Genomic DNA, 14,689 nt, shown 5'->3' on the forward strand with positions numbered 1-14,689 from the left:
AAGAGGAGGACAGAGAGGAGGAGGAAGGGGGACGGGGCACTCAAGGACCCCTGAGGCTCCGGGAAAGCTCCGACCGCCGTATGGCTCTCGGGCCCGTCGTCGTCCCCCGGGGCGGACCCGACCCTGCGCTCACAGCGAACAGTTCTGCGTGAGGGATTCTGCGGCCCGGCCTGCGCGTTAGGGTCCTTGGACAGCACCAATCACACCGTGATACCCGGAAGCTGTGCGACATCGTGACGGCCGTGGAGCGACCGTCCAAATCGACTGAGCAGGTGGCTAAGTGACGTTCCCGCAGATGCAGATGCCTGGCCCGATGGCGCCGCACGCCGCCTCTGGTGACGTGCTCGGCGGCCTGGGCGACCAGGTGTACAACCGGCTGCTCAACGAGCGGATCATCTTCCTCGGCCAGCAGGTCGACGACGACATCGCCAACAAGATCACCGCCCAGCTGCTGCTGCTGGCCGCGGACCCGGAAAAGGACATCTTCCTTTACATCAACTCCCCGGGCGGTTCGATCTCGGCGGGCATGGCGATCTACGACACCATGCAGTACATCAAGAACGACGTCGTCACCATCGCGATGGGCATGGCGGCCTCGATGGGCCAGTTCCTGCTGACCGCCGGTGCCAAGGGCAAGCGCTTCTCGCTGCCGAACGCCAACATCCTCATGCACCAGCCGTCCGCCGGCCTCGGCGGCTCCGCCACCGACATCCGCATCCAGGCCGAGCAGCTGCTGCGCACCAAGAAGCGGATGTCCGAGCTGATCGCCTTCCACAGCGGCCAGTCCTTCGAGCAGATCACCAGGGACTCCGACCGCGACCGCTGGTTCACGCCGGAGGAGGCCCTGGAGTACGGCCTGATCGACGCGATCATGCACAGCGCCGCGGACGTTCCCGGCGGCGGCGGCACGGGCGCCTGAGCCTCGGCCCGGCCCACGAGACCACAGCCACAACGCCCCGGAGGACAAGAACCCCCATGATCATCCCCAGCCTGTCGGCCGCCCAGGCCCGCGTCGAGGACATGCGCGCCGAGGGTCGCTACATCGTCCCGCGCTTCGTCGAGCGCACCACGCAGGGCATCCGCGAGTACGACCCGTACGCCAAGCTGTTCGAGGAGCGCATCATCTTCCTCGGCTCGCAGGTCGACGACGTCTCGGCGAACGACATCATGGCGCAGCTGCTGTGCCTGGAGTCGATGGACCCGGACCGCGAGATCCAGATGTACATCAACTCGCCCGGCGGCTCGTTCACGGCCCTGACGGCCATCTACGACACCATGCAGTACGTGAAGCCGGACATCACCACGGTCTGCATGGGCCAGGCGGCCTCCGCCGCGGCCGTGCTGCTCGCCGCCGGCACCCCCGGCAAGCGGATGGCGCTGCCGAACGCCCGCATCCTGATCCACCAGCCGTACACCGAGACCGGCCGCGGCCAGGTGTCCGACCTGGAGATCCAGGCCAAGGAGATCTTCCGGATGCGCGAGCAGCTGGAGCAGATGCTCTCCAAGCACTCCAACAAGCCGGTGGAGCAGGTGCGCGAGGACATCGAGCGCGACAAGATCCTCACCGCCGAGGAGGCCCTGGAGTACGGCCTCGTCGACCAGATCATCTCCACCCGCAAGACCTCGCTGACCTCCTGAGGCCGGCACCCTCCGAGGCGGGGCGCGCATCCTGCGTGCGCGCTCCGCTCCGGGTCGTCGGCGGCCTCCGCAACGGCATCTGTTCGGTATCAATTCGCCCAGGGCGTAGGGCAGACCCGGCGAAGAGGACGGAATCAGGGGCCCGGCAGAGTACCGTCGGATAGCGAGACCGATCGCCGTCGGCGTTGACGGTCCACAGCACCAGGCCCCGGAACTTCTGCGGGGCCCCTGGCGAAGGGGAAGCACCTCGTGGCACGCATCGGAGACGGTGGCGACCTGCTCAAGTGCTCGTTCTGCGGCAAGTCGCAGAAGCAGGTGAAGAAGCTGATCGCCGGCCCAGGCGTGTACATCTGCGACGAGTGCATCGACCTGTGCAACGAGATCATCGAGGAGGAACTCGCCGAGACCTCCGAGGTGCGCTTCGAGGAGCTGCCGAAGCCGCGGGAGATCTACGAGTTCCTGGACCAGTACGTGGTCGGCCAGGACCTCGCCAAGAAGGCGCTGTCGGTGGCGGTCTACAACCACTACAAGCGCGTCCAGGCCGGCGAGGCGGGCCGCAGCGGCGGCAACGGCCGTGAGGACGCCATCGAGCTGGCCAAGTCCAACATCCTGCTGCTGGGCCCCACCGGCTCCGGCAAGACGCTGCTGGCGCAGACCCTGGCCCGGATGCTCAACGTGCCGTTCGCGATCGCGGACGCCACCGCGCTGACCGAGGCCGGGTACGTCGGCGAGGACGTCGAGAACATCCTGCTCAAGCTGATCCAGGCGGCCGACTACGACGTCAAGAAGGCCGAGACCGGGATCATCTACATCGACGAGATCGACAAGGTCGCGCGCAAGAGCGAGAACCCGTCGATCACCCGGGACGTCTCCGGCGAGGGCGTGCAGCAGGCGCTGCTGAAGATCCTGGAGGGCACCACCGCCTCGGTGCCGCCGCAGGGCGGGCGCAAGCACCCGCACCAGGAGTTCATCCAGATCGACACCACCAACGTGCTGTTCATCGTCGGCGGCGCGTTCGCCGGCCTGGAGCGGATCATCGAGGGCCGGGCCGGCGCCAAGGGCATCGGCTTCGGCGCCAACATCCGCTCCAAGCGGGAGTCGGACGCCAGCGACCACTTCCGCCAGGTGATGCCCGAGGACCTGGTGAAGTTCGGCATGATCCCCGAGTTCATCGGCCGGCTGCCGGTGATCACCAGCGTCCACAACCTGGACCGCGAGGCGCTCCTGCAGATCCTCACCGAGCCGAAGAACGCGCTGGTCAAGCAGTACCGCAAGCTCTTCGAACTGGACGGCGTGGAGCTGGAGTTCTCCCGGGACGCGCTGGAGGCGATCGCCGACCAGGCGATCCTGCGCGGCACCGGCGCGCGCGGTCTGCGGGCCATCATGGAGGAGGTGCTGATGTCCGTGATGTACGAGGTGCCCTCGCGTCAGGACGTCGCCCGCGTGGTGGTCACCGGGGACGTGGTCTCCAAGCACGCCATCCCCACCCTCGTCCCGCGCGACATGATCAAGCGCGAGCGGCGCGAGAAGAGCGCCTGACCCGCGTCCGCCGCATCCGCAAGGGCCCCGCACCGACCGGTGCGGGGCCCTTCGGCGTCTCCCGGTGCCGGAGGGTCACCGGCGGTTCCCGGTGGACTACTTGGGGACCTCGGCGACCGCGCGCAGGTCGCGGGTGTCGGCGGCGAGCTTGTCCAGGTCCGGCTGGGCGCTCGGGTCGGCCACCGTCATGACCATCACCAGGCCGCTGCTGTCGGCCCAGGCACAGATGCCCATCGTGGTCCCGGCCTCGCCCTCGCCGCCGACGACGGTGGCGCACTCCATCGCGCCGCCCTTGGGGCCGGCGTCCACCACGTGCCGGTTGTCGAGCTTGCGACCGGTGGACGCCATGCCCTGGAACGCCTGGTTCAGTTCCTGCTTCGGCGCCAGGACCTTGCCGTAGCCCCCGAACACGACCAGCTGAGGGTCCGACTGCGCGTTCTGGTAGAGGGCGCCCACCCCGGTGGGGCTCCAGTTGCCGTCGCCCTTGCCGAAGCTGGAGGTGAGCCCCTTCTCCAGGGTGTCGGCGACCTGGGGGTCGTCGCTCTGGCGCAGGTCCTTGAACGTGGCCGGCAGGACGATCTTCTGGGTGCCCGCGCTGCTGGCGACGTCGTAGACGAAGTAGGCGAGCGCGCCGCCGCCCAGCAGCACGAAGGCGCCGACGACGCCGAGCACGGTCCAGAGCGTCTTGCGGGACTTGCGCGGTGGCGGCACCGGCGGGTACGCGCCGTACCCGGGGTAGGCGCCCGGCTCGCCGACCGGCGGGTAGCCGGGCGGGGGGCTCTGCGGCGGGATGCCGCCGTAGCCCGGCGGGGCCGGCGGGGGCGGCGGTGCGTCGTGTCCCGGCTGCGGCGGGGGGCCGTAGGGGTTCTGCTCGGTCACGCGAGGCCTCTCTGATGGCGATGCCCGGGTGCCGCCCGGCGCGGCCGACGGCGGCGGGGACGTGGTGGTGACGTGGCGGGGCGGTGCCCCGGTTACTTGGCGACGACCATGGCGTCGCGGATCGCCCGGGTCCTGTCCGCGGCCTGGGCCGGGGTGAGGCCCTGGCCGCCGCCGGTCAGGCTGATCTTGCTGAAGGTGATCCGGCCGGTGGTGGACTTGTCCGCCCACACGCAGACCGTGGGCCCGGCCTTGCCCGCGATGACGCTGGCCACGCCGCAGGCGAGCTTCGCCGAGGAGCTGTGGCCGTCCTGCGCCGGGAAGTCCGTCAGCGGTGTGGACCAGGTCAGCCCGCCGCTGTCCTTCTTCGAGTCGTCGATGATCTGGCCGGGGTCGTTGAGCTCCCCGTAGACGCCGACCACGGAGAGCGTGTCGAGCGCGTCGGAGCCCTTGCTGTAGCTGGCCGCCAGCACGTTGAGGTTCTTGCCGAACTTCGCCGCCTCGGGCTTGGCCGGGTCGACGGCCTCCTCCTTGGCCGACTTCTGGGTGTAGCCGTCCGGCAGCGACTGCGGCGCGGAGATCTTGTACTGGCCGCCCTGGTCGTCGCCGAGGAACTTCCACGCGGCGAAACCGCCGCCGCCCAGCACCAGCGCGCCCACGACCAGGCCGACCACCAGGCCGGTCCGGCCCTTCTTCGGCGGCGGCGGGTAGCCCGGCTGGCCCGGCTGGCCGTACGGGGCCTGCGGCGGGTAGCCGTACGGGGGCTGCGGGGCGCCGTACGGCTGCTGCGGGGTGCCGTAGGGCGGCTGGGGAACGCCGTAGGGCTGGCCGTCCTGCGGCGGGTAGCCGTACTGGGGCGGCTGCTGCGGGGCGCCGTAGGGCGGCGGCGGTTGCGGCGGGCCGTACGGGGGCTGACCCCCGTACGGCTGAGGCTGTCCCTGCGGTTGTCCCTGCGGATACTGCTGGCCCTGGCCGTACATCTGCGTCCGTGCTCCCCCGCCGCACCCGCGGCCTGTCGTCGTGTCGTCCCGGGGTCCGTGCGGACACCGGACGAGTGCCCGGGAACGGTACCGTACGGTGTCCTCCGCCGAGCCGTTCGGGCGGGTCGCGTCCGCGCGGAGAAAGCGGTTCGTAACACGGGCCTGCGGTTACGTAAACTGTGCGTCGTGACCGACACGACGAACCAGCACCCCGTGAGCACCTTTGCCGGGGACGAAGCAGCCACTCTCCCGACGACCTACACCCCCGCGGACGTAGAGGGCGAGCTGTACGAGCGCTGGGTAGAGCGTGGCTACTTCACCGCGGACGCCAAGAGCGACAAGCCCCCGTTCACCATCGTCATCCCCCCGCCGAACGTGACCGGCAGCCTGCACCTGGGCCACGCCTTCGAGCACACGCTGATCGACGCGCTGGTCCGCCGCAAGCGGATGCAGGGCTACGAGGCGCTGTGGCAGCCCGGAATGGACCACGCCGGCATCGCCACCCAGAACGTGGTCGAGCGCGAGCTCGCCAAGGAGGGCAAGTCCCGCCACGACCTGGGCCGGGAGGCCTTCGTCGAGCGCGTCTGGAAGTGGAAGGCGGAGTCCGGCGGCCAGATCTCCGGCCAGATGCGTCGCCTGGGCGACGGTGTGGACTGGTCCCGCGAGCGGTTCACCATGGACGAGGGCCTGTCCCAGGCCGTCCAGACCATCTTCAAGAAGCTCTTCGACGACGAGCTGATCTACCGGGCCGAGCGCATCATCAACTGGTGCCCGCGCTGCCTGACCGCCATCTCGGACATCGAGGTGGAGTACCAGGACGACGACGGCGAGCTGGTCTCGATCCGCTACGGCGAGGGTGACGCCTCGATCGTCGTCGCCACCACCCGCGCCGAGACGATGCTGGGCGACACCGCGGTCGCCGTCCACCCGGACGACGAGCGCTACCGCCACCTGGTCGGCACCGAGATCGAGCTGCCGTTGACCGGCCGTCGGATCCCGGTGGTCGCCGACGCCCACGTCGACCCGGAGTTCGGCACCGGCGCCGTCAAGGTGACGCCCGCGCACGACCCGAACGACTTCGAGATCGGCCAGCGGCACGGCCTGCCCTCGGTCGCCGTCATGGACGAGCACGCGGTCATCACCGTGCACGGCCCGTTCCTCGGCCTGGACCGGCTGGAGGCCCGCTCGGCGATCGTCGCCGCGCTGCGCGCCGACGGCCGGATCGTCGCCGAGAAGCGCCCGTACGTCCACTCGGTCGGCCACTGCTCGCGCTGCAAGACCACCATCGAGCCGCGGCTGTCCATGCAGTGGTGGGTCAAGGTCGGCCCGCTCGCGAAGGCCGCCGGCGACGCGGTCCGCGACGGCAAGGTCAAGATCCACCCGCAGGAGATGGAGAAGCGCTACTTCGACTGGGTCGACAACCTGCACGACTGGTGCATCTCGCGCCAGCTGTGGTGGGGCCACCGCATCCCGGTCTGGTACGGCCCGAACGGCGAGGTCGTCTGCGTCGGTCCGGACGAGCAGCCGCCCACCGGCGAGGGCTGGCACCAGGACAACGACGTCCTGGACACCTGGTTCTCCTCCGGGCTGTGGCCGTTCTCCACGCTCGGCTGGCCGGAGCAGACCGAGAGCCTGGCGAAGTTCTACCCGAACTCCGTCCTGGTCACCGGCTACGACATCCTGTTCTTCTGGGTCGCCCGGATGATGATGTTCGGTCTCTACGCGATGGACGGCACCCCGCCGTTCCACACCATCGCGCTGCACGGCATGGTCCGTGACCAGAACGGCAAGAAGATGTCGAAGTCCTTCGGCAACGTGGTCAACCCGCTGGACTGGATGGACAAGTACGGTTCGGACGCGCTGCGCTTCACGCTGGCGCGCGGTGCCAACCCGGGCGTCGACGTGCCGATCGGCGAGGACTGGGTCCAGGCGGCCCGCAACTTCGCCAACAAGATCTGGAACGCCACCCGCTTCGCGCTGATGAACGGCGCCACCGTCGAGGGCCCGCTGCCCGCGCCGGAGGAGCTGACCGCGACCGACCGCTGGATCCTGTCGCGCCTGAACAGCACCGTCGCCGAGGTGGACGCGCTGTACGAGGACTACCAGTTCTCCAAGCTGTCCGAGGCGCTGTACCACTTCGCCTGGGACGAGGTCTTCGACTGGTACGTCGAGCTCTCCAAGACCACCCTGGCCAAGGGCGGCCCGCAGGCCGACGCCGCGCGCCGGGTGCTCGGCGAGGTCCTGGACGTCACGCTGCGGCTGCTGCACCCGATCGTGCCCTTCGTCACCGACACCCTGTGGACCACGCTCACCGGCGCCGAGTCGCTGGTCATCGCGGACTGGCCGACGGACAGCGGCTACCGCGACGCCGAGGCCGAGGCCGAGATCGCCACGCTGCAGCAGGTGGTCACCGAGGTCCGCCGGTTCCGCTCGGACCAGGGCCTCAAGCCGGGCCAGCGCGTCCCGGCGAAGCTGGAGCTGGACGGCACCGTGCTGGCCGTCCACGAGGACGCGATCCGCTCGCTGCTGCGGCTGACCGTCCCCGAGGAGGGCTTCGCGGCCACCGCCTCGCTCCCGGTCGCCGGCGCCACCGTCGCGCTCGACCTCTCCGGCACCATCGACGTCGCGGCGGAGCGCAAGCGCCTCGCCAAGGACCTCGCGGCCGCCGAGAAGGAGAAGGCGCAGACCACGGCCAAGCTCGGCAACGAGGCGTTCCTCGCCAAGGCGCCGGACGAGGTGGTCGCCAAGATCCGGGGCCGCCAGGAGGCCGCCGAGGCCGACATCGCCCGGATCACCGCCCAGCTCGCGGCGCTGCCGCAGGGCTGAGCCCGCACCGGTCCGTGAGGGGCCGCACTCCGCGACGCGCGGGGTGCGGCCCCTCCGGCGTTTCCGGGCGGCTCGGCCGGTCGCGGCGGCGGTGTTCTTTTTGCTACGCCTAATAGCCCATCAACATTGCTCCCTTCCGGCGAATATTCATCCTGGACCGGGTGAGGTCCTATTCCTTCCGAATTCATTCCGGTCTTGCCCGCGCGGGTTCGCGGAAGTTTGCAGGTCGGATGTGTACGGTGTGCACGGAGTTTCTGACGGGTGTTTCTGCTGAGCGTTCCTGCTGAGCCGACGGACGGGAGGGCATGGCGTGGTGGTGACCGAGGAATTGGCCGACGAACTTCCTGCCGAGGCGGTGGAGGAGGCCAAGGCCAGGGCGGCGACCCTGCTGCTGGCGTTCCGCCACGGCAACCAGCTCGCCTTCGACCACGAGCTGGACCTGCTCCTCGCCGAGCGCGCCGAGCGCGAGGTGACCACCCTGCTCGCCTGGATCGCCGCCGAGGCCGTCCGCAAGGCGTACGCGCCCGAGGTCGGCGACCGGGTGCTGCGGGCGATGGCCCGGCGCGCCCCGGCCGACAACGGCGCGGTCGCGGTGGACGAGGAGAGCGCGGACGCCGCCCGGCTGATCGAGGCGGTGGCCGCCGGCGAGGTGGCCGAGGTGCGCGGCCTGGTCGCCTCGACCGCCGACACCACCTTCCTGCTCGGCGGTCTGCTCCAGGGCGTCGCGATGATGCTGCCGCTGCTGCCCGAGGGCGAACTGGCCGAGATCACGGCCGAGTTGCGCCGCCGGCACGGCGGGCCCGCGGCCCACGTCCCGGAGGCCCGGGCCGGGGTCTGAACCCCGGTCCGGGGAGGGGCGTCACGGCATGGCGTGCAGGTGCGCGCCGATGGTGCCCGCGACCGGGTTGCCCGCCTTGGCGTCCCAGTTGGTCGACCAGGTCATCGCTCCGCCGATGCCCGGCCAGGTGGTGTCGGGCTTGTAGCTGCCGCAGTTGGTGCCGGCGGCCAGGCAGTCCAGCGCGTTGTCGACCACGCTCGGGCTGACGTACCCGCCGCCCGCCGCGCTGGTGGAGGCCGGCACCCCGAGCCCCACCTGGTCGGGCCGCAGCCCGCCCTTGAGCTGGATGCAGGCCAGCCCGGTGAGGAAGTCCTCGGTGCCCTGCGAGTAGACGTTGCCGTCGCAGCCGTTCATCGCACCGGAGTTGTAGTACTGCATGTTGACGATGGTGAGGATGTCCTTCACGTTCAGCGCCAGCTTGAAGTACTCCATGCCGGTCGACTGCATGTCGATGGTCTGCGGCGCCATGGTGAGGACGAACCCGCTGCCGCTCTTCGCCGCCAGCGAGTGCAGCGCCTGGCCGAGGTAGACGGCGTTGACGCCGTTCTCCAGGTCGATGTCGATCCCGTCGAAGCCGTAGGCCTGCATCAGCGCCCGGGCGGTGCCGGCGAAGTTGGCCGCCGAGGTCGGGTCGCTCACCGACACCGTGCCGTTCTGCCCGCCGACCGAGAGCACCACCTTCTTGCCGGCCGCCCGCTTGGCCGCGATGTCGGCCTTGAACTGGGCGTCGGTGTAGCCGCCGAGGCGGGAGGAGAGGGCGGGGTCCAGGGTGAAGCCCAGCCCGCCCGGTGTGCTGGTGGCGTCGGCGAAGGAGACCGCGATGATGTCGTAGGCGGCCGGGACGTCGCCGATCCGCTGGACGGTGGCGCCGTTGTCGAAGTTCTGCCAGTAGCCGGTCAGGATGTGCTTGGGCAGGCCGGGCGGCTTGCCGGTCGAGGTGGCGGTGGGGCTTGCGGTGCCGGTGTCCGTGGGGGAGGGGCTGCCGGTGCCGGTGGGGCTCGGGGACGTGGTGGCGGTCGGGCTCTGGGAGGGCTGCGGGCCGCCCGGGCCGATCAGTGAGACGTCGTCGGCGAGGAAGGCGGGCTGCCCGTACCAGCCGTGCAGGTAGACGGTGACGCTGGTGGTGCCCGGGCCGGTGGTGAAGCCGGTGCTCAGCTGGGCCCAGCCGGTGGAGTTCGTCCAGGTGCCGGGGTCGGTGCCGCCGGTGCCGCGGGCACCCAGGTAGACGTACGAGCCCTGGACCCAGGAGCTCAGCGTGTACGTCGAGGAGGGCTGCACGGCGACGGTCTGGGTGCACTCGCCGGTGTCGCCCGAGCCGGGGGTGGACTGCAGGGCGTAGCGGCCGGAGTGCGCGGTCGTGCTCTGGACGGCGCCGTTGCCACAGGACCAGCCGGACAGCGTGCCGGTCTCGAAGCCGCCGTTGGTGATCAGGTCGGGGTCGGCGGCCTGGGCGCCGGTGCCGGTGGCGAGGGCGAGCCCGCTCAGGCCGAGGGCGACGGCGCAGGCCCCGGCGATCAGGGTGTGGGCGGCGCGTGGGCGCCGGTGTCGGGCAGGTGGCATGACTCCATCTCCTGTGGGGGAGGCCCGGCGGCGCGCCTGAGTGGTGGGGGTGGAGCGCCGTCCGGGGTGTCGATGGTGCGCGTGCGGGAGCTACCGACAACTCAAGTCCCTGTCGGGGAAGGAGACTTGACTCACAAGGTGGAGTAGACCAATCCGGCTGTCAAGAGGGCGCTAGGCGGCCGACGGCCGTGCCGTGGAGTCGGTTGCTGCGGTACCGACTGCTCCGGGCTGGGCCGGCTCGGCGACCGCGGCGGCGACCGCGGCGGTGAGCGCGGCGATCCGCGCCGAGGCCAGGCCGTCGCCGTACGGGCTCGGGGTGGCCGCGAGCCGGGCGAGCCGCTCGGGGGTGTCGGCCAGCCAGGCCCGGGCCAGCTCGCCCAGGTCCTCGTCGGGGCCCGCCAGCGCGGCGAAGCCCGCCGCCACCGCCTCCGGACGCTCGGTGGAGCGGCGCACCACCAGCAGCGGGCGGCCGAGCACGGTGCACTCCTCCTGCACGCCGCCGGAGTCGGAGACCAGCAGCGCGGCGTGGCTCGCCAGACCCAGGAAGTCGGCGTACCCGACCGGCCCGGTGACGGCCAGGCGCTCCAGCAGGGCGTCCAGTGCGAAGCGCTCGACGGCGGCCCGGGTGCGCGGGTGCATCGGGAACAGCACCGGGGTGCCCGCCCGGGCGATCCGGTCCAGTTCGGCCAGCACGGCGCCCAGCGCCTCGGCGGTGTCGGTGTTCTCCGGGCGGTGCACGGTGGCCAGCACGTAGCCGTCCGGGCGCAGCCCGTGCGCGGCGAGCAGCGCGGCGCGGTCGGCCGCGGCCGGCAGCTGACGGCGGACCACCTCGACGACGGTGTTGCCGGTGAGCGCGATCCGCTCCTCGGCGAGGGCCTCGGCGCGCAGGTTGGCGACGTTGTCCCCGGTGGCGGCGCAGAGCAGGTCGGAGACGTGGTCGACCATCACCCGGTTGTGCTCCTCGGGCATCGCCCGGTCGAAGCTGCGCAGCCCGGCCTCGACGTGCACCAGCGGGATCTCCCGGGCGTTGGCGGCCAGCGCCCCGGCGAGGGTGGCGTTGGTGTCGCCCTGGACGACGACGGCGGCGGGGCGGTCCTCGGCGAAGGCGGCGTCCAGCTGGCCGAGGGACTGGGCGATCTGGCCGGCCCGGGGGCGCCCGCCGACGCCGGTGAGCAGCTCGGGGCGGGGCAGGTCGAGGTCGCGCAGGAAGCGGCCGGACATCGCCTCGTCCCAGTGCTGGCCGGTGTGCACCAGGCGGGTGGCGTCGCCGAGTTCGTGGATCAGCGGGGCGAGCTTGACCAGTTCGGGGCGGGTGCCCAGGACGACGGCGACGCTGGCGGGGGGAAGGCACATGCTCATGGGGAGGCTCCGAGGGGGTGGGGCAGCTCAGGGCTCGGGCGCGGGGCTCAGGCGCGGGGCTCAGGACTGAGGCTCAGGACTCAAGGGCGGTGGGGGAGCCGAGGGCGACCTTCTCGGCGTTGCGCCGGGTCTTGGCCCAGCCGTTGCGGCCGAGCAGCATCCGGGCGGCGGCCCGGGTGGCGACCACGAAGAGGTGGTAGGCGTAGAGCCAGATCAGGACGCCCCAGAGCAGTCCGGTGAGCCGGCCGCGGTCGGGGTGGACGAGCCGGCGGTAGGCGAAGCCCCAGAACACCATCGGCAGGGTGGCGACCGCGAAGGCGAGCAGCATCCACGGGCCGAACCTGACGTGGAAGTCGGCGGTCTCGGCGGGGAAGAGCACCAGCCCGGCCGCCGTGATCCCGAGCGAGAGCGGGAACAGCAGGACCAGCAGCACGCAGACGACGGGCTGCAGGAAGGTGTACAGCACCTCGGCCTTGCCGGACCAGGTGTAGAAGGGGGAGCGCAGCACCCGGCCGGTGTAGCGCAGGCACTGCATGTTGCCCTGGGCCCAGCGGGTGCGCTGGGTGAGGAAGCGGCGCAGCGAGATCAGGCCCTCCTGGGAGACCTGGGTCTCGGTGACGTGGGTGAGCCGCCAGCCGGCCAGGCGCAGGTCGAGGCCGGACTCGTAGTCCTCCAGCAGGGCGCGCTCGGGCCAGGGGCGGCCGGCCCGGCCCTCCTCGGCGGTGAGCGAGTCGAGGGCGGTGAGGCGGGCGAACTGGCCGTTCCCGCCGAGGCCGACGCTGCCGGTGCGGCGGCGCAGCAGCTGCATGCCGGCGTTGTTGGCCTGGAACTCGACGTCCTGCATCCGGACCAGGGCGCGGGCGAACGCGTTGGCGGCCCGGCCGCGGCCGGGCAGCGGGAGTTCGTCGTCGGCGTTGCGCATCCGCACGCCGATCTGGACGGCGCCGGTGTCGGGGCGGCCGAGCGCCTTGCCGTTGCAGACCTGGGGGAGGGTGCCGGGGTCGAGCCGTCCGTCGGCGTCGACGACGCCGATCACCACGCGGGAGCGGTCGGTGTCCTCGGGCAGCCAGGCGGTGATCTCGCGGTAGGCGGCGTTGAGGGCGGCGCCCTTGCCGATCCGGGCGTGCGGGCGGCGGCGCTGGACGAGGTGGACGCGGTCGTCGTGGGCCGCGGCGGCGAGGACGAGGTCGCGGGTGGCGTCCTCGCTGTCGTCGTCGATCACCCACAGGTGGGCCTCGGGCGCACTGGCGCGCAGGCCGGCCAGGGTCTGGGTGACCACGGCCTCCTCGTCGCGGCAGGGGATCACCAGGTGCCACTGGAAGGCGGCCGGGTCGCCGGGCTCGGCGGGCCGGTTGTGCCGGAAGGCGTGCCGGGAGCCGGCCCAGTACAGGAGGAAGCGTCCGAAGACGAAGGCCATGTAGCCGACGAGCGCCAGTGAGACCAGTCCGGCGAACCAGACGACGGCGTCCTGGCGGAGCACGATCCAGTCGTGCAGAGCGTCGGGCATGGCGTAGTACTCCTCGTGATCAAAGGCGGCGCGGCTCCAGGGGGTGCGAATCGATGCTTCGTCGCGGTTCAAATTCGCCAAAGAGATAGTAAAGGGGGCAAATTGGAAACTCCGACCAAAGTGGTCGTTCTCACCCCGTGAGGACGGCCCGCCAACCCTCCGTAGACTGTGGTCGTGAGCGACAAGGCCGACCCGAACCCGTACACCCTCCGCCCCGCCGACGGCGACACCGACGACACCCTGCGCGATGTCGAGGTGGAGCTCTCCAAGCGCTGGCCGGAGAACAAGCTGGAGCCCTCGCTCGACCGGATCGAGGCGCTGATGGACATCCTGGGTCAGCCCCAGCGGTCCTTCCCCTCCATCCACATCACCGGGACCAACGGCAAGACCTCCACCGCCCGGATGATCGAGCAGCTGCTCAACACCTTCGAACTGCGCACGGGCCGCTACACCAGCCCGCACGTGGAGAGCGTCACCGAGCGGATCACCCTGGACGGCGCCCCGATCACCCCCGAGCGCTTCGTCGAGGTCTACCGCGACATCGAGCCGTACGTGCAGATGGTCGACGCGGCGCAGCCGGTGCCGATGTCCTTCTTCGAGGTGCTGACCGGCATGGCCTACGCCGCCTTCGCCGACGCCCCCGTGGACGTCGCCGTGGTCGAGGTCGGCATGGGCGGCTCCTGGGACGCCACCAACGTCATCGACGCCGCCGTCGCCGTGATCACCCCGATCGGGCTGGACCACACCGACAAGCTCGGCGAGACCACCGGCGAGATCGCGGTCGAGAAGTCCGGGATCATCAAGTCCGGTGCCGTCGCCGTCGTCGCCCAGCAGCAGCTGGACGCCGCCCAGAACATCCTGCGGCGCGCCGTCGAGGTCGACGCCACGGTGGCCCGCGAGGGCATGGAGTTCGGCGTGATCCGCCGTGAGCTCGGCGTCGGCGGCCAGCTGGTGACGCTGCGCGGGCTCGGCGGCGAGGAGTACGAGGACGTCTTCATCCCGCTGCACGGCGAGCACCAGGCGCACAACGCGGTGCTGGCGCTGGCCGCGGTCGAGGCCTTCTTCGGCGTCGGCGGCGCCCGCGGCGGGCAGCTCGACGTGGACAAGGTCCGCCAGGCCTTCTCCGGCGTCTCCTCGCCCGGCCGCCTGGAGGTCGTCCGCCGCAGCCCCACGATCATCCTGGACGCCGCGCACAACCCGCACGGCGCCCGCGCCACCGTCGCCGCCCTCGGCGAGTCCTTCGGCTTCACCCGGCTCGTCGGCGTGATCGGCACCTCCGGGGACAAGGACGTGGCCGGTGTGCTGGAGGCCTTCGAGCCGGTCCTCGCCGAGGTCGTCATCACCCAGAACTCCACCCACCGCGCGATGGACGTCGACGAGTTGGCGGCGCTGGCCGTCGACATCTTCGGCGAGGACCGCGTCCAGGTCGAGCCCCGGCTCGACGACGCCATCGCGGCCGCCGTCACCCTCGCCGAGGAGGAGGGCGACCTCGGCGGCGCCGGGGTGCTGGTCACCGGTTCGGTCATCACGGTGGGCGAGGCCCGCCTGCTGCTCGGGAGGAAGTGA

General features: G+C 71.3%; 11 protein-coding genes. 6 read left to right on the plus strand and 5 right to left on the minus strand.

Annotated features, from left to right (window positions below):
- Nucleotides 1-301: 301 nt before the first annotated feature.
- From ACFVX9_RS22815 to clpX, 3 genes are all read left to right on the plus strand, one after another.
- Nucleotides 302-919: an ATP-dependent Clp protease proteolytic subunit gene (locus tag ACFVX9_RS22815; RefSeq protein WP_360211667.1), complete on the plus strand. Its 618-nt coding sequence runs from the start codon at nt 302-304 to the stop codon at nt 917-919.
- A gap of 56 nt (nt 920-975) precedes the next feature.
- Nucleotides 976-1,638, plus strand: a complete 663-nt coding sequence (locus ACFVX9_RS22820; protein WP_063347570.1) for an ATP-dependent Clp protease proteolytic subunit — start codon at nt 976-978, stop codon at nt 1,636-1,638.
- 249 nt (nt 1,639-1,887) lie between these two features.
- On the plus strand, nt 1,888-3,177 hold the full coding sequence (clpX, locus tag ACFVX9_RS22825) for an ATP-dependent Clp protease ATP-binding subunit ClpX (RefSeq protein ID WP_063347569.1): 1,290 nt from the start codon (nt 1,888-1,890) through the stop codon (nt 3,175-3,177).
- Between the two features lie 96 nt (nt 3,178-3,273).
- Here clpX and ACFVX9_RS22830 read toward each other — a convergent pair whose 3' ends face one another.
- Nucleotides 3,274-4,056, minus strand: coding sequence for a hypothetical protein (locus ACFVX9_RS22830; protein WP_380336924.1), 783 nt, complete (start codon nt 4,054-4,056; stop codon nt 3,274-3,276).
- A gap of 92 nt (nt 4,057-4,148) precedes the next feature.
- Complete coding sequence (locus tag ACFVX9_RS22835; protein ID WP_380371242.1) at nt 4,149-5,033, minus strand: hypothetical protein; 885 nt, start codon at nt 5,031-5,033, stop codon at nt 4,149-4,151.
- A gap of 213 nt (nt 5,034-5,246) precedes the next feature.
- Between ACFVX9_RS22835 and ACFVX9_RS22840 the strand changes: the two genes are divergently transcribed.
- Both ACFVX9_RS22840 and ACFVX9_RS22845 read left to right on the plus strand, forming a co-directional pair.
- On the plus strand, nt 5,247-7,859 hold the full coding sequence (locus ACFVX9_RS22840) for a valine--tRNA ligase (RefSeq protein WP_107453022.1): 2,613 nt from the start codon (nt 5,247-5,249) through the stop codon (nt 7,857-7,859).
- Between the two features lie 316 nt (nt 7,860-8,175).
- A complete protein-coding gene (locus tag ACFVX9_RS22845; protein ID WP_350878266.1) occupies nt 8,176-8,697 on the plus strand; it encodes a hypothetical protein in 522 nt (173 codons plus the stop codon).
- 21 nt (nt 8,698-8,718) lie between these two features.
- Here ACFVX9_RS22845 and ACFVX9_RS22850 read toward each other — a convergent pair whose 3' ends face one another.
- From ACFVX9_RS22850 to ACFVX9_RS22860, 3 genes are all read right to left on the minus strand, one after another.
- On the minus strand, nt 8,719-10,257 hold the full coding sequence (locus ACFVX9_RS22850) for a chitinase (protein ID WP_387983194.1): 1,539 nt from the start codon (nt 10,255-10,257) through the stop codon (nt 8,719-8,721).
- 171 nt (nt 10,258-10,428) lie between these two features.
- Nucleotides 10,429-11,610, minus strand: a complete 1,182-nt coding sequence (wecB, locus tag ACFVX9_RS22855) for a non-hydrolyzing UDP-N-acetylglucosamine 2-epimerase (protein WP_387983195.1) — start codon at nt 11,608-11,610, stop codon at nt 10,429-10,431.
- Nucleotides 11,611-11,689: 79 nt separating this feature from the next.
- Nucleotides 11,690-13,123: a glycosyltransferase gene (locus ACFVX9_RS22860; protein ID WP_380371249.1), complete on the minus strand. Its 1,434-nt coding sequence runs from the start codon at nt 13,121-13,123 to the stop codon at nt 11,690-11,692.
- A 174-nt stretch (nt 13,124-13,297) separates the two neighbouring features.
- Here ACFVX9_RS22860 and ACFVX9_RS22865 point away from each other — a divergent pair, with 174 nt between their 5' ends.
- On the plus strand, nt 13,298-14,689 hold the full coding sequence (locus ACFVX9_RS22865; protein WP_363369878.1) for a folylpolyglutamate synthase/dihydrofolate synthase family protein: 1,392 nt from the start codon (nt 13,298-13,300) through the stop codon (nt 14,687-14,689).

This window comes from Kitasatospora sp. NPDC058243 (assembly GCF_042882025.1).
Lineage (GTDB): Bacteria > Actinomycetota > Actinomycetes > Streptomycetales > Streptomycetaceae > Kitasatospora.